The organism is Blautia hominis (assembly GCA_002270465.1).
GTDB lineage: Bacteria > Bacillota > Clostridia > Lachnospirales > Lachnospiraceae > Blautia > Blautia hominis.
In genome coordinates this window covers 245,491-264,097 of sequence record NQOF01000005.1, presented here as the reverse complement: position 1 = coordinate 264,097, position 18,607 = coordinate 245,491, and the positions used below count along the sequence as shown (strand labels likewise).

At 47.1% G+C, this 18,607-nt stretch carries 15 protein-coding genes; 11 read left to right on the top strand and 4 right to left on the bottom strand.

All coding sequences use genetic code 11. The annotated features are described in order from the left end of the window. Nucleotides 1-78 precede the first annotated feature (78 nt). Nucleotides 79-864: an ABC transporter ATP-binding protein gene (locus tag CI595_RS17645; protein WP_334293494.1), complete on the top strand. Its 786-nt coding sequence runs from the start codon at nt 79-81 to the stop codon at nt 862-864. Then, nucleotides 861-3,383: an ABC transporter permease gene (locus tag CI595_RS17640; RefSeq protein ID WP_095174950.1), complete on the top strand. Its 2,523-nt coding sequence runs from the start codon at nt 861-863 to the stop codon at nt 3,381-3,383. The genes CI595_RS17645 and CI595_RS17640 overlap by 4 nt, the downstream gene beginning before the upstream one ends. A 94-nt stretch (nt 3,384-3,477) precedes the next feature. Here the strand turns inward: CI595_RS17640 and CI595_RS17635 are convergent, their stop codons facing one another. Beyond that, the gene (locus tag CI595_RS17635; protein ID WP_095174949.1) at nt 3,478-4,770 is read right to left on the bottom strand and encodes an ATP-binding protein; all 1,293 of its coding nucleotides are present in this window, start codon (nt 4,768-4,770) and stop codon (nt 3,478-3,480) included. 158 nt (nt 4,771-4,928) lie between these two features. Further along, on the bottom strand, nt 4,929-5,633 hold the full coding sequence (locus tag CI595_RS17630) for a LytR/AlgR family response regulator transcription factor (RefSeq protein WP_095174948.1): 705 nt from the start codon (nt 5,631-5,633) through the stop codon (nt 4,929-4,931). A gap of 251 nt (nt 5,634-5,884) precedes the next feature. Between CI595_RS17630 and CI595_RS17625 the strand changes: the two genes are divergently transcribed. The 9 genes from CI595_RS17625 to CI595_RS17585 all read left to right on the top strand — a co-directional run bounded on the left by CI595_RS17625 (nt 5,885) and on the right by CI595_RS17585 (nt 16,425). Next, the gene (locus tag CI595_RS17625; protein WP_095174947.1) at nt 5,885-6,640 is read left to right on the top strand and encodes an ABC transporter ATP-binding protein; all 756 of its coding nucleotides are present in this window, start codon (nt 5,885-5,887) and stop codon (nt 6,638-6,640) included. Further along, nucleotides 6,627-8,699 carry an FtsX-like permease family protein gene (locus CI595_RS17620; RefSeq protein WP_095174946.1) on the top strand — a complete coding sequence of 691 codons (2,073 nt, stop codon included), beginning with the start codon at nt 6,627-6,629 and terminating at the stop codon, nt 8,697-8,699. Before CI595_RS17625 ends, CI595_RS17620 begins: the two co-directional genes overlap by 14 nt. 163 nt (nt 8,700-8,862) lie before the next feature. Beyond that, on the top strand, nt 8,863-9,591 hold the full coding sequence (locus tag CI595_RS17615) for a CPBP family intramembrane glutamic endopeptidase (protein ID WP_095174945.1): 729 nt from the start codon (nt 8,863-8,865) through the stop codon (nt 9,589-9,591). 22 nt (nt 9,592-9,613) lie between these two features. Beyond that, nucleotides 9,614-10,000 (top strand): hypothetical protein, encoded by a 387-nt coding sequence (locus CI595_RS17610; protein WP_095174944.1) that lies wholly within the window; start codon nt 9,614-9,616, stop codon nt 9,998-10,000. A gap of 179 nt (nt 10,001-10,179) precedes the next feature. Next, the gene (locus CI595_RS17605) at nt 10,180-10,656 is read left to right on the top strand and encodes an RNA polymerase sigma factor (protein ID WP_095174943.1); all 477 of its coding nucleotides are present in this window, start codon (nt 10,180-10,182) and stop codon (nt 10,654-10,656) included. A 4-nt stretch (nt 10,657-10,660) separates the two neighbouring features. Then, complete coding sequence (locus CI595_RS17600) at nt 10,661-11,620, top strand: zf-HC2 domain-containing protein (RefSeq protein WP_095174942.1); 960 nt, start codon at nt 10,661-10,663, stop codon at nt 11,618-11,620. A 220-nt stretch (nt 11,621-11,840) separates the two neighbouring features. Continuing rightward, the gene (locus tag CI595_RS17595) at nt 11,841-12,428 is read left to right on the top strand and encodes a DNA-3-methyladenine glycosylase I (protein ID WP_095174941.1); all 588 of its coding nucleotides are present in this window, start codon (nt 11,841-11,843) and stop codon (nt 12,426-12,428) included. A gap of 173 nt (nt 12,429-12,601) precedes the next feature. Next, entirely contained in the window at nt 12,602-13,900 is a 1,299-nt protein-coding gene (locus CI595_RS17590; RefSeq protein WP_095174940.1) for an ABC transporter substrate-binding protein, read from the top strand. 17 nt (nt 13,901-13,917) lie between these two features. After that, entirely contained in the window at nt 13,918-16,425 is a 2,508-nt protein-coding gene (locus tag CI595_RS17585) for a hybrid sensor histidine kinase/response regulator (protein ID WP_162291912.1), read from the top strand. 56 nt (nt 16,426-16,481) lie between these two features. Here CI595_RS17585 and CI595_RS17580 read toward each other — a convergent pair whose 3' ends face one another. Together CI595_RS17580 and CI595_RS17575 are read right to left on the bottom strand one after the other, a co-directional pair. After that, complete coding sequence (locus CI595_RS17580) at nt 16,482-17,798, bottom strand: sensor histidine kinase (protein WP_095174938.1); 1,317 nt, start codon at nt 17,796-17,798, stop codon at nt 16,482-16,484. Next, nucleotides 17,792-18,472, bottom strand: a complete 681-nt coding sequence (locus CI595_RS17575; RefSeq protein ID WP_095174937.1) for a response regulator transcription factor — start codon at nt 18,470-18,472, stop codon at nt 17,792-17,794. The genes CI595_RS17580 and CI595_RS17575 overlap by 7 nt, the downstream gene beginning before the upstream one ends. Nucleotides 18,473-18,607: the final 135 nt, after the last annotated feature.

The following is an 18,607-nucleotide window of genomic DNA, read 5'->3' as shown; positions in this document are numbered from 1 at the left end:
ATTTTGTATGCATTTTTGGCTGTGGCAGTGAGAGTGCTGAACTGTTATGAAGAATTGAGAAAGAGGAGGACTTTTCATATGGCAATACTGATTACAGAAGATTTGAGAAAATATTACCGGCTGGGGGATTCCACGGTCAGGGCACTGGATGGGATCAGCCTTAAAGTGGAGAAGGGTGAATTTGCTGCTATTGTGGGCAGGTCGGGAAGCGGAAAATCTACGCTGCTACATATGCTTGGAGGCCTGGATGTGCCCACATCAGGGAAGGTGATCGTGGACGGCAGGGATATATCTAATATGACAAAGGATGAACTGACTATTTTCAGACGCAGGAAGATTGGGTTTGTGTTTCAGAATTATAATCTGCTTCCACTTATGAATGTATATGAAAATATTATTCTTCCCATTCAGCTTGACGGCGTAAAACCGGATAAAAAATTTGTGGAGGGTATTCTGGAGATGCTGGGTCTTACGGAAAAGAAGTTCGCTATGCCCAGTCAGCTCTCCGGCGGGCAGCAGCAGAGGGTGGCCCTTGCCAGGGCGCTGGCGGCAAAGCCTGCTATTATCCTGGCCGATGAACCCACGGGCAATCTGGACAGCAGCACCAGCCAGGATGTGCTGGGGCTGATCAAAGTGTCCAGTGAACAGTTGGGACAGACCGTGGTGATGATCACTCACAATGAGGAGATCGCCCAGATGGCGGGCCGGATCATCCGCCTGGAGGATGGAAGGATCAGCGGAGGCGGAGAAGTCTGTGCAGGTGATAAAGTCAGCGGAGGCGGAGAAGTCTGTGCAGGTGATAAAGTCAGCGGAGGCGGAGAAGTCTGTGCAGATGATAAAGTCAGCGGAGGTGATGCCGTATGATAAAGGTGAACAGCCGAAGTGTCATCACATCAGTGGCTAAAACCACATATAAGGCCAACAAAAAGCGGAATGCTCTCACTGTCTTTGCGGTGGTCCTCACAACGTTTTTGATAACTGCAGTATTTGGTATCGGTATCAGTTACTGGAACGGGATCTCAGAACGTTCAGTTCGGATGAATGGGATGGATTACGATATAGAGCTGACAGAACCCAGGGAAGACCAGGTGGAAAAGGTCAGGGACATGGATGCCGTAAAGTATGCAGGACTTGTTGTCAAGTGCGGTATTGCGGAGGAATACAAGGGTAAGGCTTTAGAAAAAATGAGATTTTATTGGGTGGACCAAATCTGCTGGGAGAAACAATGTATTCCTGCCTATGAGTTTTTTAAGGGGAACTACCCTGAGAAGGAAAATGAACTGGTGCTGTCAACAGAGGCTCTTAAAAATATGGGGATCAGGGAGCCGGAGATTGGAATGGAACTGCCGCTGACATATTATGCGCTGAATTCCAATGAAGAAGATGGACAACAGGAGAATATCAATAAGACATTTAGGCTTAGCGGCTATTACAGAGACTACTCAGGCAACCAATATGGCTATGTGTCCGAGGCATTCTTTGATACAACGGGGGCAGAGCCTACAGGCTTTACCCAGGGCGCTTTGAAGATCACCCTGAAGAACCCTCTGTATTCTAAAAAGGATATAATGGACATACAGAAGCCTCTAAATCTGCAGAAGCCTCAGGTGCTTATGGCAGATGATCAGATTCTTGCAAATTTCATAAAGGTGACGGCAGGGCTTGGCGGGCTGTTAATTATGATTTTGATCAGCGGCGGCCTTTTTGTCTATAACACGCTGTATATTTCTGTCTCTAAGGATATCCGATATTATGGACAGCTTAAAACGTTGGGAATGACCTCTGTACAGTTGAAAAGGCTGGTCTATCTGCAGGCATTTTGGAATTCCTGTATTGGCATACCTTTAGGTCTGCTGCTGGGGGCAGTGGTCTCCGCCGGGGTAGTGCCTATGGCGCTTAGGCTGATGGACCCCTCACTGGTGAATGAAAAGATTGTGACCGTGTATCCGATCATTTATATCGGAGCCGCAGTGTTTGCTTCTGCCACGGTGCTGGCCGGGTGCCGGAAGCCCGCTGTTATTACCGGGGAATGTTCACCGGTAGAGGCTGTCCGTTACATAGGGCTGACAGAGGGAAAGCGTAGGGAAAAAGAGCGGGTCAGTGGTTTGAAAGATATGGCACGCAGAAATATGTTTCGGGATAAGAAACAGGCGGTTGTGATATTAGGCTCTTTCTTTGTGGCTCTGACCGTATTTGTGTGTGTAAATGCAGTTGTTAGAGGAAATGATGCCAAAAATATTCTGGATCAGACCAGTGAATGTGATATCCAGGTCAAGAATCAGACCACACTGAACGAAAATCTTCCTCTTATCACGGATGAGAAAGTGGAGGAACTCCGTTCTGTAAAGGGCGTGAAGGAAGTCAGGCCGGTGACATCCGCAGAGACTTCCGTTCCTTATCAGGAGGAGGCATTCGGTGAATATTATAAACGGCTCTACGAGTCCCGGTACTCTCCGGGAAATTATGAGGATGATATGGAGGGCTATAAAAAGGACGCAGAGGCATTTAACAACATATTCGGTATGCGTATGATCGGAATCAGCCCGGAAGAGTTTCGGAAAGTAAACCATGAGCTGGGCGGGATTCTGGACCGGGACGCATTTGAGAAAGGTGAGACTGCAGTGGCACTTGTATTTTGGGCGTCTGCGGAGGAAGCGGTGGGAAAGAAGATACGGTTTGCCCTTCCTGACAGTTCCAATCCTCAAAAAGAGTATCAGGTGACAATTGCGGCAGTGGGGGATAGCAGCCTGAATCCCGCCGAGTTTTCAGGGGGTTACACGCCGGACATTCTGGTGAGTAATGCCTTTGCAGAAAAGCTAATGGGGGATAAGCTTTATACCGAACTGGTGCAAGTGGATTATGAGGAGCCGTATTCCAAAGATACGGAGAAAGCAGTAAAAAAAGTCTTCCGGGGAGAGACGCAGATATCATTTCGATCCAAATTAGTCAGGTACCAGGAGATGAAATTATCTGAGCAGCAGGTGAAATTCCTGGGCGGTGGACTGGGTATCATTCTGGCGGTGCTTTCTATTTTGAATTATATCAACATGATGGCAGCAGGTGTTCAGAACCGGGCAAAGGAGTTTGCCACCCTGGAAAGCCTTGGGATGACGTCAGGACAGATAAAAAAAGTACTGGTCCGGGAGGGGCTTGGTTACGGGGGGCTGTCTATCCTGCTGTCCCTGGTGGCAGGACTGCCTCTGAGCTATCTGGTCTTTCAGAGCGTGACAGTATATGATATAGAATATTCCCTGCCGGTTCTCTACAATCTCATTTTATTTGCAGCTATCATTGCGGTGTGTGTGGTTGTGCCTCCTGTTATTTATCAGATGACGCAGAAGGACAGCGTGATCGAGAGACTGCGGGCAGATGGAGAGCAGTGAGGCGGACGGGCCTGTCAGAGCAGAATGTGCTGCCGGAAGGTCCGGTATTTAAAAATTTGAAGGCTGCAGGGCAATGCTCTGCAGCCTTCTGCCGTTACAGGGAATTTCCAATCAGTATGACTACCGTAAATGACGTTTCGTCGTAAGAGATACGAAGGGTTCCGTTATATTTTTCGACAGTCCTTTGCAGGCTGGTGAGGCCTACGCCGTGTTCTGATCGGTTCTTTTTATCTGAAACATATTTTCCTTTTTCTACTGTGACTGCGTTTATTTTTGCATTTTTAATCTCATAACTGAAAAATCCATTTTCTGCAATTCTGGCTTTTAGAGAGATTTTTCGTTTTTCCGGTTCCGGTATTTTCAGGCAGGCTTCAATGGCGTTGTCCAGGGTGTTGGCAAATATGGAACACAGGCTTACCTGGTCAATGGCTGTGACCTCAGGCAGGTCTATGCGGAAAAAGCAGTCAATGCTGCCGTCCGCTGCCTTGTTGTATTTGGAATTTAACACGGCGTTCAGCACACTGTTTTTACAGAAGCACCGGTTTTGAGGAGCGATCTGGGATTCTAATTCCTGAAAGTATGCATGGGCGGCTTCCTTATCACCCTGGTCAAATAAATCCCTTATTATCAGAAGATGATGGTTCATATCGTGGCGGAACCTGCGTATCTCTGCCTGGTTTCTTTCCAGTTCTTCATAATAAACACGCTGGAGCTTTAAGCTGTTCTGCTCCATCTCATGCCGGATCGTGTTTACAAAGTATTCAGCCAGATAGAGGCTGCCGATATTGGTCACCATGCAGGCTACGGCACAGGGCCATATTTTGTATGTCTCCTCAGGGGTGTAATAGGTGCACACCGTAATACTGACAAGGGAGGCAAGGCAGATGATCCCCAGCAGGATCCAGGTGTTCTGACTGTACAGTCTGCTGGCCTGGCGGACTTTGCTGACAAAGGTCTTGTAAATAAAGTACCAGAAAAGAATATGGATAAGGCCATCGGCTATGCTGACAGCCATATCCAGAAGAAAGCTTTTTCCGCCTGCAAGCCAGAGTCTCAATGAGAATTCCGATATGAGAAGATTCAGGGCAATGATCAGAGGATAAATGACTGCTGTCACAGAAAGTTTGGAGATCACGGAGCCTTTAAAACAAAACAGCATCAACAGCAGCATCCAGATGAAAGCCAGGGTCACATTGAACATATCATTAGGGTCAATGACCATACTGGGAATGAAAACACCGGATATAAAGATAAGTATATCCATAAAATATCCTTCTTTTTTCGGCAGGAAACAGCAGAGCATTCTGCAGAAGAATACAGACATAATAATATATTGTACCATATTGATGATACGCACTGCGTTTTCTATCATAAGTTGACTGTCCATTTATTTCCTCCGTTTTAACTGTTCAGTACCCTTACAGTTACAGGCAAAAACTCATGCAGAATCGCCCTTGGCGATGGGATTTTTGCTTGGCCGTGGTACACTTTCTTGCGGTCGGTGCAGTGAATGCGCAGACCTACTGAATAGTTACCCTCCGTTATCTAATGCTTCAGCATGGCACGGGCAAAGGCTATTTCCAATTCCTGGCGGAACGTCCTGCTGATCGGAAAGGCGTATTTTCCCATTATGCATCTGTCCTTTTCCAGTGTTGTCACATAGTTGAGATTTACAATGCACCGGTTATGGATCCTTATAAAATAGGAGGGCAGTTCCCGGATGACATCATCGATCTTACCATAAAAATCAATGGTCTCACCTTCCACAAGAGCCAGGACCTTCCTCCGGTCACTTTGGAAGGCAAGAGTCTGCCTGAGGGGGACGCGGATGGTTTTTGCCTTCTGCTCTATAACAAAAAACTGCTCTTTTGACAACTCCAGTTCCGCCAAAGCCTGGCTCATGACCTCGGCTATTTTTTCCTCTCTGTATGGCTTCAGAATATAATGAAAAGCGTGGACTTCATAGCCCTGGAAAACAAAGTCGGGGTGTGCGGTCACAAATATGATAATGCCTTTCATGCCCTTTTTACGCAGCAGTTTTGCTGTCTCTATGCCGTCCAGATTTCTCATTTCTATATCCAAAAATAGGATGTCCGTGTCCAGACAGGAGATCCCTGCGGTGAGTTCCTCTCCGGATGCATATTCCGCTATCTGATATTCTATGCCCTGTAGCTGTAAAACCTGTTCCAATGTTTGAGAAAGGGGTTTTCTCATCTGCGGTTGATCATCACAGATCCCTATTTTAACCATGCTGCTCCACTCCTTTTCAATCCTTTCCTGCGGTGTAGTACTAGTTCTGTCTATCTGCATTTTACAGGAAGTTGGGATGGTTGTCGATTCTTTCTGCGAACTTTACAAAATCAATGTCAAACTTTACAAGAACCCCAATGCGGTCCTTTCTCTTTTGTATTACCATTTATAGTATAAATATACGGCGGGTTTTTCCCGTAACGGTGGAGACACTGAAAAGTTACAGTTTTTATCAGCGAAAGGAGAATATTATGCTGCAGGTAGGACATTTATCAAAGAGTTACAGAACCGGGGACCAGGTTTATCCGGTGCTCAGGGATATATCATTAGATGTGGAAAAGGGGGAATTCGTGGCTGTCATGGGGCCTTCCGGGAGCGGAAAGACCACCCTGCTGAATTGCATTTCCAGGTTTATTCCCTTTGACGAGGGGGCAGTTCTGCTGGGCGGGGAGGATATCTCCGCACTGAATGAGAATGACCTGGCAAAGGTTAGAAACAGGAAGATGGGTTTTGTGTTCCAGGATTTTATGCTGCTGGACGGATTGACGGTGTTTGAGAATATCTGTCTTCCCCAGATCATTGATGAGCGGCCTATTGCCCAGATGGAATCCAAGGCGGAAAATATCTGCCGCATATTCGGGATTGATAAGATCATGCAGAAGTATCCTGCTGAGATATCCGGGGGCGAAAAACAGCGGACTGCAGTGGCAAGGGCACTTATGAACCATCCTCTGGTGATCCTGGCGGATGAGCCTACGGGAAACCTGGACAGCAAATCCTGCAGGGCGGTGATCGAGGCATTTCTGAAGGCCAGGGATACCATGCAGGCCACCATATTTATGGTGACACATGACAGCTACGCGGCCTCCTTCTGCGACCGGGTGGTAGTCCTGAAGGATGGCCGGATCAATGGGATCTTAGAGAACAAGGGAGACAGAAGACTATTTATGGATGAGCTTTTGAACACGATCCGGATACTGGGAGGGGATTCCAATGACAATGAATAAGATTATGGGAAAGCTGCGGCGTAAAAATAAGGACCAGTACACTCTTTTAGGCATATGTATGTTTCTCTCCGTGTTGCTGGTGACTTCCTTCACACTTATGTATTTTTCTCCCACGGTACAGGAATTGCTGCCACAGGGAGGAGATACAAGAAAGCTGTCATGGCTTATGATGGGGGTCACGTTTTTAGGATGTACGGTTTTTACTTTCTATGGAACAAATTTATTTTTCCGGCACAAAAGCAGGGAAATAGGTGTGTTATTGGCTCTGGGGGAGCAAAAAAGAAAACTCGGAAAGTGTCTTGCCTGGGAGGTGGGAATTGTTGTCATAAGATACGCAGCCGGGGGGATCGTGCTGGCTGTGCCGGTCTCTTACCTGATATGGAAAGGGTTTGAGGCACTTATCATCACTTCAGCCGGGATGAAATACCGGATAGGTATGGCAGGACTGGCGGTTGGTATAGTATTTGCGCTTTTCCTGATCCTCTGTATCTTTTTACTGGGGATGCGCTTTATCCGCCGGGTCAATATCATAGATATATTAAATGAACAGAGGAAGACAGAGATGGTAAGGGAGGTAAAGCCATGGACAGGAAAAGTCGGAATCGCTCTCATACTTATAGGGCTTGTACTGGCTATGGCAGTACCCGCAGTCTGCATGAGAGTATTTCTCTTTGTCATGCCGTCTTTTTGGAATATTACCTATGGTATCAGCGCTGTTGGACTTTATCTTTTTATGCTGAGTGCAGTGGGACGCACAAGCAGGGGGAAAAATCCCAAAAAGTATTATAAAAATATTGTGTCAGCGAACCTGATGCGTTTTACAGCCAGGCAGACCACGAAAAATATGTGTGTGATCACACTGCTGGTTTTTGTGTTCCTTTTGTCGGCTTTCTGGGGAGCCATGTATTACCGCTCCGCTTATGCCGGGGGAGAAGGGGCGCCATATGATTATTCCATGCATTACCCATCCCGGGAGGAGCAGATCACAAGAGATGACATATTTGAGCTGGCCCAAAAGTATCAGGTGGATATAGAGGACTATGAGGAGGCAGAGGCAGTTGTGCTGCTGGTGGATTATAAGAAGCGGGATTTGACGGACGGCGGAAAATATGTGGATCTGAATTCCAGGAAGCTGGTTTCTTTTGTATCTGCCTCTGATTTTTCCAGGATCGCGGGGCGTAAGACGGAAGTGAAGACAGGGGAGTATAAAACCATTGTCCCCAGCGGGTATCATCCTTCCATATGGGTGAAGCCTGACTGCCTGCTGACGGTGGAGAACAGGGAGCTGTCATATAAGGGAACGGAAGAATTCGACAACCTGACGGAAACCAGTGATCCTTTTACCTTTATCCTTTCCGATGAGGATTATCAGAGTTTTGCAGGTGCGGCAGCAGGACCGAACAGGGAAAATCTGGTTTTCTTCCGGGTGAAGAATGTATACGACACATATGATTTTGCCAGGGAACTGAAAAGAGAGTATATTGCCCATGCAGGGGAATTGTCTGACCATTTTGCATTGTATGACGCGTATGAGGAGGAGCGTGCCTTGGAGCAGGGCACCGAATATTTTTACAGCGGGGAGGCCGGGCTTTCTGAAGATAATCCTGACCTTATGGAAGACTGGAAATACGCACCTTTTTTCAAAGTGCTGGTTAAGGCGGATGCCATGCAGATGGTGGCAGTCTTTGTGCTTCTGAGTGTGTACATTGCTGTTATTTCACTGGCCGCTGTTGGGGTCATGACCTATGTGAGGAGTGTGACCATCGCAATGGACAACCGGCAGCTCTTTAGTGACCTTGGCAGACTGGGAGCCGACAGAACCTATATAGAAACAGTCATACGCAGACAACTGCGGAGGATTTTTACCTACCCGACAGCTGCGGGGAGTGTTATTGTGCTGGTGTTTTCTATGCTGCTGATCTATTTCAATGACATGCATCTGGATGCCGCTGAGCTGCGGTTATTTGTAATGGAACTGGGGCTGATCCTGGGCGTAGGGGTGTTTATGTATGTGATGTACAGGGTGTCACTGCGGAGGATGGAGAGGATTGTATTATGATAGTGGGAATTCTATTAGAATACATTCCGCTGATTGGGCGGAGGAAAATGCAGCAGAAGATAAGGCTTTATTCATCCTTTATATAAGGTGAGGAGCACTTTGTGCTTTATATTCCATTTTAATTCTGATATAATTAAGAAAATCGGAACTTCAGGAGAAAAATGTGAATATCAAGTTAGAGAAACATACAATGACAAATTCAGTATTCTTGCATCTTTTTCCGGGTGTTGTAATAATACTAATTTATATCATGATCGTACACCTAGTAACTAAAAATGGATTTCCTAATGATACAGCAATGTATATTACGGATATTATAGGGCTGGTGCCGGTAGAACTGGGAATTTTACTGTATGTTACTAAGAAAAAAACGGGGACTTACAATATAAAAACGCTGTTCCCTTATCTTGAGAAGGCAGCTGTAAAAGAATACGTTGTATTTGCTTTGATCATGGCAGCTTGGGCACTTTTGGTGAGTGCATTAATGGAACCATTAGAATTAATGATACAGGATAATATTTTTTCTTTTGTGCCAACAGAATATATAATGGGTAGCTATGATATTACTACGTTTTCAGAAGATAAGCTGATCCTGACAGGCTTATTGGGTATAATCGCAAATGGATTTATTGCTCCTATATTTGAAGAGTTATATTTTCGCGGATATCTCTTACCACGTATAAATTTATCACCTATAAAGGCAGCAGTAGTAAGTGCGGTATTATTTTCTGTTTATCATTTTTATTCACCGTGGTATTTTATTAGTCGAGTTCTGATGATGATACCTTTATACTATTGGGTGGAAAAAAAGAAAAATATTAGATTTTCAATACTGGCGCATATTATATCAAATGTAGTTACATCTGTCTCGTTTTTACTAAGTATAATGTGAAACTAAGAAGGAGAATCCTTTAATGAAACTCACTACGAAACATATTATTACATTCCTACTTTTCATTGTTATGGCACTTAGTTTTACGGCCTGTCAAGGAAATGACACTATGAGTGATACATTTCCCAATATTAAAAAAGATGAAATCCCCGATATTTTGGAGAAATCAGTTGGTACTATAGGTAATGCCTTCTATACAAAGGGGACTTCATCGGAAGAGAACGATTATGATGCTTATTTTAGTGTTATTTTTAATGATACAAATGAAGGTGATTATAATGAGTTGATAGCACATTATAAGTCCACTTCTACGGGGACAGATGAAGAGAACATGTTGCTTTATGACTGGGGACGTCTTAAAGTTCTCTCTGAAAATGAGTCAATTTCTGTAGAAGCATATATCAAGTAAATTCGTATTAGTAGATTAAAAAAAGTAGTTTGTCTACAGTCTGAGCACTTTGTATCAAAAGATACAAGGTGCTTTTTACGTCCTCAAAATATGATATAATCAAAAAAGAAAAAATTTCACATTTTCTGTAACGAAATCTCCATTTCCCGGATATATGAGTAAAGAGAGGTGAGGAAAAGATGTTAGACATGGATGTCATTTACAGGGAATACGCAGATTCCATATTCCGTTTTCTGATGACCCTGTGCGGTGAGGCGTGTACAGCGGAGGAGCTGACCCAGGAGACTTTTTACCAGGCAGTGAAGTCAGCTCATAAATACGACGGGACCTGTAAGGTGTCTACCTGGCTCTGTCAGATCGCAAAACACCTGTGGTACCGGGAGCTGGACAAGAGAAAGAGAAAGGGAACATCCATGCTGGAGGAAAGTATGGTTTCCGACAAGGCCGGGCCGGAGGATGAACTCTGTATCAGGGAAGAGAAAATGGACGTGTTTAAAAAGGTGCATATACTGGATGAGACTGCAAAGGAAGTGGTCCTTCTGCGGATAACGGGTGCTTTTTCTTTTCAGGAAATAGGAGAGATATTCGGTAAAAATGAAAACTGGGCGCGTGTGACTTTTTACAGGGCAAAGCAGAAAATTGTGAAAGGAAGGTAAGACTATGAAGTGTGAGATTATCAGGGATTTACTTCCCAGTTATGTGGACGGGCTGACCAGCAGGGAGAGTGACAGAGCGATTGAGGAGCATTTGAAGGGCTGCAGGGAGTGCAGGGAATACATGGATGAGATGAAGCAGGAAGTGCAGAAACCGGATGTTATCCAGGCAAATAAGAGAGCCATAAAGCCGTTTAAAAAGGTGAAAAAGTTCCTCTGGAAAGCAGTGGGGCTGACAATCCTTATCTGTGCCCTTGTCTTTGGAGGTATCACCTATTACTATGGTAAGAGCTGGAATGTGAAGGCCGGGGATGTAAAGCTTTCAAAGGAATACATTGGAAAAATAGTGACGATCAGCTTTGCTCCAAAAGATAAAAATATTCGTCTGTACGCCGAGACGGAACCGGGGGACCATAACGTGATAACAGTCAGGGCCGCCAGAGTGAACCCTTTAAATAAACCAATCCACAGAAACGCTTACTGCGGCTATACCTTTGTGGATGAGGAGACAGTGCTTACACCGGAGGGAAAGAAAGAGCAGATTTCAAATGAGGATGTTCTGAAGATACAGTATGGAGATAAGACGGAAGAGCTCAGCCTGAAAGAGCTGGCAGAGGAGGCCTGCGGGGAGAAACTGGCATCATCCAAGGATGTAGAGATGACTTACAAAAAAGCGGACAATGGCATTGTTGCCATGGAGTTTCAGCCAAAACTTCAGGGACTTACCCTGACAGCAGAGAAGAATGGGGATTATGATTTTGAGATCATAGAACACTATGACGAGACAGGAAATCTGCCGGAAAACAGGGGGGTATCCTGCGGTTATACATTCCTGGACCGCAATACCATACTGGGTGCAGACGGGGAGGAAGTGGAACTGACCGGGCAGGAAGTGATCACGGTGAAATACAGGGATACCACAGAGGAAATTTCCATAAAAGAACTGGCAGAAGCAAGTGATCAGTAGCGGGCAGGGAGAATATCACCGGAGGAGAAATTACCGGTGATATTTTTCTGTACATGTAAAGTTACGCTTCTGACCGAATGGAGAACCAGTCAATTTCTGCAAAATATCACGTCAAAACCATGCAAATGTGATACAATACTACTGTATACTGTCGATGCGGAAAGGACATTATTCCAAAGGAATCTGGTATAAACCAATAGGAGGTAGAGAAGGAGAACGTATGGGTGAGAGATGTACTTGGTGTGAGGATAACGGGATTTTACAAAAATATCACGACGAAGAGTGGGGAATCCCCCTTCATGATGACAGAAAACAGTTTGAGTTCCTTATGATGGAGGTCATGCAGTGCGGACTGAACTGGAATATGATGCTGAAAAAGCGGCACATATTCCGCCAGTGTTTTGACAACTTTGACTATAGGAAAATAGCCGTGTATGATGACAACAAGATCCAGGAGATCATGGACACACAGGGGATGATCCGTTCCATCCGGAAGATCCAGGCCGTCATCAACAATGCCAACCGGTTTCTGCAGATCATTGAAGAATTCGGCAGCTTCGATACATATCTATGGTCCTGGACAGAGGGGAAGACCTTTGTATACAGAAGCCACCAGAACGAATGGGTGGCTAAAAATGAATTGTCCGATGCGGTGAGTGCAGATTTAAAGAAAAGGGGATTTAAATACCTGGGCTCCATCACCGTATATTCTCATCTGCAGGCCTGCGGGATGATAAATGACCATAGGGAAGGATGCTTTTTATACCGTGAAATATGTGACAAGTACCCGGTAGCATATAAAGACTAAGTGTGCCGGACCTTGTTTACAGACGGCCCATGATAAGTATTACCGGACGGATGGAGCATCTTCCCGTGGGTCTGTTTTTTAGTCCTTCCGGAGACTTGTATCGACATTTGCCCCTATAAATGTTAAAATGAATTCAGGTTTTAATGCAGCGCAGGAGCGGGGTGAACAGGTAAATGAAAATAAAAAAAACGGTTCTGGCAGCCCTATGTTCTGCCATAGTTTTGTCCGGATGCGGTGGGGATCAGCAGACTGACACGAAGGCGGAGGCAGCCTTTGACAAGCCGCAGTATGAGTGGGGAGACATAAGCGGTGAAAAGCTGGTCATCTGGGGGATCTACCCGGAGATGGAGCGCACTTACCTCACTAAGGCCTTTGACCGCTACAGGGAGTTCACCGGCAATGAACTGGAGATTGTACAGATCCCCAAGGAGGAGTTTGAACAACAGGTACTGTCAAGCGTGGCCGGGGAAATTGAAAAGCCCGATATCCTGCTGAGTTACGGAGGGACCAATGTTGAGGCCTTTCATCCCGATGAAAATTTTTACGATTTTACGGATGCTGTCTGGGTGGATGACCTGACGGACACTTCCATAAACCAGACGGTTTATAACGGCAGGGTGATCGGACTCCCTCACTGGGAGGCGTCCGTATCGGGCACCTTATACAATAAAGAAATCTTTGAGAAATACCATTTGGATATCCCGGAGACCCAGGAAGAGTTTATGCAGGTCTGCGAAACTCTCCTTCAACATGGGATCACTCCGCTGTATCTGCCGGGAAAAGAGATTTCCATGCTTCTGTACCAGTTTCCTATGGATTACCTGGTGGAGGACGCGGACATTCTGAACGGACTCAATGAGGGCAGCCTGGGATATGACAGTCTGCCGCAGATGAAGGAGGTTGCAGAGTGGTATAAAACCATGGCTGAAAAGGGATATTTTGGAGTGACTTACCGGAGTGATGACTGGGGCGGTATGGATGAGGCTATGAACAGCGGGAAATATGCCATGATGTTGTGCTGGGATACCTGGCTGTATACAGATTTCACAGGGGATGCCTCCGGATTCGGAATCATGCCTGCTTTTGTGGGGGTGCCTGAGGAGGGTACCTTTGAAGGTCCAAACCTTGGCCTCTTTATAGTAAATAAGAACAGTGAACGGCTGGATGCTGCGCTGGATTTTATCACATTTCTGGCAGACCCTTATAATTATAATGCTGTATTTGAAGGCATATATACAGCTCCTGTGTTTAAAAACCAGGTGGCAAGTATCTCTACACCCCAGTATCTTGAGGCAGAACGCCTAATCGAACGGCATTACCGGGATTCCACCGCATGGCTGCGGATTCGCGGGTTCTCCCAGATGGATGCCTCCTGTATCCTGGAATATATGGATGCCGGGGAGCAGGAGACAGCAGAGGAATGCCTGGAGAAGATGGAGGCGCTGAGACAGGAGCGCCTAAAATGCAAATAAGGCGAGGGGGAAATCTCGTGGGGAATAAGAAGACGGATATCCGGAAAAGGATAACATTTGTGACCATAGGGGCAGCCTTGCTGGCCGTGATCTTGCTGTTTTCAGCTTTTGCCTTCAGCTATATCAAAAAATTTGACCAAACCATCAAGGAGGAAAACCAGGCACACCTGGCAGAGGTTGCTGACCATATTGTATCTTATATACAAAATGTGGTACAGGACACCCAGGTGTCCCTGGAGACAGCCGGAAATGCGCTGCTCGCCATACCGGAGGACAGAAGGCTGCCCTATCTGCAGGATATGGCAAAGAGACATAAGTTTGCCTATGTGGGATACGCGGAGGCGGACGGCATGCTGTGGGCCACAGAAGCTTCCAGGGACGGAGATATCTCCCATGAGGCTTATTTTCAGTCGGCAATGAAGGGAGAGAGCAAGATCAGCGGTCTTGTTAGACACATCCTCACAAACCGGGCAGTATCCGGTATTATGATGAGCGTCCCCTTTAAGGATGGGTCCGGGAAACCGGCAGGTGTTCTGGTTGCCATGCTGGAAGCATCCAGGCTTCAGGAAGTGCTGGGGATAGAAAGCTACGGGGGAGAAGGGTACTCCTATATCATAGACACAGAGGGCAATCTGGTCCTTCACAATAAGAGTATGGATTACAACAATTTTTTCCGTGTCCTGCAGAATGCCAAGATCAAGGAGGGAGCAAGTCTTTCCCGCACAGAGGCGGATATGAGGGCAGGGAAGTCCGGCATGATCCTGTATGAGCAGCTGGGGACCAGCCGGTATGCTTATTATTGTCCTCTGGGGATGAATGGCTGGACAGTTGTCAATATTGTCTCCAAAGAGGCCATTACTGCCAAGACAGACCTTCTGACCAGGGAACTGGCAGCGATCAGTGTTGCAGCCGGGATCGTGTTCCTGGCACTTCTCGCAGCAGCGGCTGTACTGTGGGCGGTATCCCAGAGCCAGAGACATGCGGCAGAGACAAAGTCAGAGTTTCTTGCTAATATCAGCCATGAGATACGGACCCCCATGAATGCCATTGTGGGCATGGGAGAGCTTTTGATGCGCAGCGCGCTGAACGAGAAACAGAAGGAGTATGTGCGCAGTATCCTGAATTCGGGAAAAGGACTGCTGGCCATCATCAATGATGTTCTGGATTTTTCTAAAATAGAGTCCGGGAAATTTACGATTCAAAGTGAGGCATATAAACCAGAGGAAATCCTCTATGACCTGATGTATATGGCTGCCATAAAACTGGAGGATAAGCCGGTCCGCTTTTTGATCGATGTGGACCGATCCGTGCCGGCCTGCCTTACAGGGGACGCTACGCGTGTCAGACAGATCTTAGTGAATCTGGTGGGAAATGCCGTCAAATTTACAGAAAAGGGGTACATACGGCTTACGATCCGCTGCCGCCGGGAGGGCGACAGGACCCGGGTTACCATGAAAGTAGAGGACACGGGGATTGGTATCAGAAAACAGGATATGGACAAGCTATTCATCAGCTTCAGCCAGATCGACACCAAATACAGCCGCAGCGGGGAAGGTACAGGATTGGGTCTTGTGATCACCGGTGCTCTGTGCAGGATGATGGACGGAGAGATCCGGGTGGAGAGCGAATATGGAAAAGGCTCTGTGTTTACAGCCAGTATCATGCAGAGGGATGGGGGCGGAAGGCCTCTTATGGAGCAGGAGTATCCAAGGGACAAGGGCGTACTCATATTAGACGAGGAGCCTTTTATGGAGGAATATTATGCCGGCTGTCTGAACTGTATGCAGGTGCCCTACAAGATCTGCGCGGTATATGAAGAGTTTGAACAGGAGTTGGAGAGCGGAAGGTATCCATATGCCATGGCAGACAGGAACACGGTCCTCGGACTGGCACACAGGAAGGTACCGGAGGGTGTATTTGTGATAACCCTGCTGAAAATACAGGAACATACACTGATGTCAGAGCAGGCACAGGATCTGACTGTGTTTGTGCCCCTCTTTGGGATACAGTGCCCGGCATTACTGAAAAAGCTGGCAGAAACCGGACCTGCATCCGGGGCAGCGCCGTCACCGGACAGCCTTTCCGGTTATCCGTATACCAGGGTTCTGCTGGTGGATGACAATGCTTTGAACCTGGAGATCGCGGAGGAGCTGATGAAGCCTTACGGAATGCAGGTGGACTGTGCGCACTCCGGCCAGGAGGCAGTGGATGCTGTTTTGGCCCGGACATATGATCTAGTCTTCATGGACCACATGATGCCCGGTATGGACGGCACGGAGGCGCTGAAAAAGATACGCACCCTGCCAGACCAGCGCGGCCGCAGTGTTCCTGTGGTGGCGCTTACGGCCAACGCTTCCAGCAGTGCCCAGGCTATGTTCCAGGCCCAAGGCTTCAGCGGCTTTCTGGCAAAGCCCATTATGATACAAAAACTCAATGAGATTTTGGAAAAATGGCTGGCTCCTGTGAATGACCGTAGAAGAGCAGAACAACATGGCCTGCATGAGGAATCTCATGGATCTTGCTAAGCAGCCAAACGGGCGCGGAAAAACGGGAACCGGCATTTCGGTGTGTGATGCACCTTTTAGGGATTGCCGGTTCCCGTTTTTGTGAGTTTTATCTGAAAACATGCGCCGCCGCCGGGAGTATCCAGCAGTATCAGACGGCATTTTAACTGATGGGCCAGTTCACTGGCAATGGACAGCCCCAGTCCGAAGTGTTCTTTCTTGCTGCGGGAGGGGTCTGTTTTGTAAAAACGACGGAATACAGCCTCTTTTTGGTCATCCGGGATGCCCGGTCCATGGTCTGTGACGGATAAGGTGATGTGGCGTCCGGACTGACAGGCTGCCAGCTCGATCACAGGTTTCTCCCCTGACAGGGGTTTTCCGTAAGTCATGGCATTTTCCAGCAGGATGGATAATAGCTGGTATAAGTACGCCGGATCAGAGAGAACAGGGGGCAGGATGTCATCCGGCATATGAAGCTGCAGGGAAATGCCCTTTTGCCGGCATACAGTCTCGAAGGATTCAAAGAGCCTGAGCAGCAGGGCATCTGCCTCCACTTCCTCCAGTTTTTTTGTGAGGGTTCCCGATTCTGAGGAGGCCAGAAGCAGCAGGTCACGGATGAGTTTTCCCGCCCGGCTGCATTCCCGCCGTATAATGCCTGACATGGAGGCTGCCTGCTCAGGATTCTCCTCTATGACAGAGGCGCTGGTCTGGATGACAGACAGGGGAGAACGGAGTTCATGGGAGGCGGCGGATATAAAGTCTGTCTGTCTCTGCTGGTATTCCGCAATAGGCTTCATAGCACGCCCGAGAATCAGCCGGGCAGTCAGATAAAGGGCCGCGAATCCGGCCAGGTCCAGCAGTAAAAAGAAGACTCCAAGGGAAAGGCCCTTTTCCCCCAGTTCTGTGATATCCTGCAGCAGCACCAGGGATTTGTAAACGCTGCTGCCGGGCATCTGTATGACGATTGCCTGATAGGTGTCCCCAACTTCTCCTTGGATATGCATTACGGAAGTCTTCTGCATGGAGTTGGAGAGCGGACGGCGGCTGATATCCACGTTTTCATTCAATGCCTGCTTCTTAGCCTTTTCAATCAGTGTTTGCCGGCTGGTGGCGGGTTCCCAGGAACCGGGAAAAAACAGGGGGATAGTATTTTCTTCTATATGAATGATCAGCTTATTGTCTGCCTCCATCACAGCGAGCCAGTTGTCTGAGAAATTGATATCTGCCTCCAGTTTATTGGAGAGTTCCAGCAGATAGTTCTGGAACAGGTTTTCCTGCTGGGCCTGGTACAGATGGTTCTGGTATACCCAGACGATCAGGAAAATGACAGTCAGGATCAGGCTGGTGGTTCCTGCAAAGAGCAGGGTCAGACGTCTGCGGAAGGTAGTCAGCATGGCGGACACTCCAATCGGTAACCGATGCCGTGTGCGGTTGCGACCTGGACACGGCTTTTCAGTTTTTTCAGTATTTTGCGGAGATAATAAATATAAGTATCCAGATTTCCGTCCTCCACCTCCCCGTCAGGTCCCCATACCCTGGAATACAGCATTTGCCTGGAAATAGTCTGCTCCGGGTTCTGCATAAAATACTCCATCAGCATGGATTCCCTGCGGGAAAGCTGCTGGGTATAGGCCCCGCAGGTCAGCTTCAGTGTTGTGGTATTGTACACCAGATCTCCGTATTCCATATTCCGGTGGTCTTCAATCGGCTGGGGGCGTCTGACCAGTGCACGGATACGGGCCATCAGCTCTTCAATGTCATATGGCTTTACAATATAATCATCGGCTCCGCAGTCCAACCCTGCAATCCTTTCCGGCACTGCATCTATGGCTGTTGCCAGGATGACGGGGGTAGTGATCTCATTACTTCTTATGAGTTTTAGAAGAGACAGCCCATCCATTCCCGGCAGCATCCGGTCTAAAATGATCAAGTTGTAGACAGGCTGCAGTGCATAATAAAGCGCGTCTGCTCCGGTCAGGCAGATATCTGTCTGGTATCCCGCTTTTTCTAAAGAAATTTTCAGCACATGGCAAAGTTCCTGGTCATCCTCTATCAATAAAATCCGCATTAAAAATAATTCCTTTCTTTATTGCAGCAATCATTTTCCATTATTACATACATTTTTATCTTGCTGCAATTGGTATATTACTATTCAAAGACCCGCAAAAAGCGCAGTTCTGCCAACAATAACATTATTAGTAAC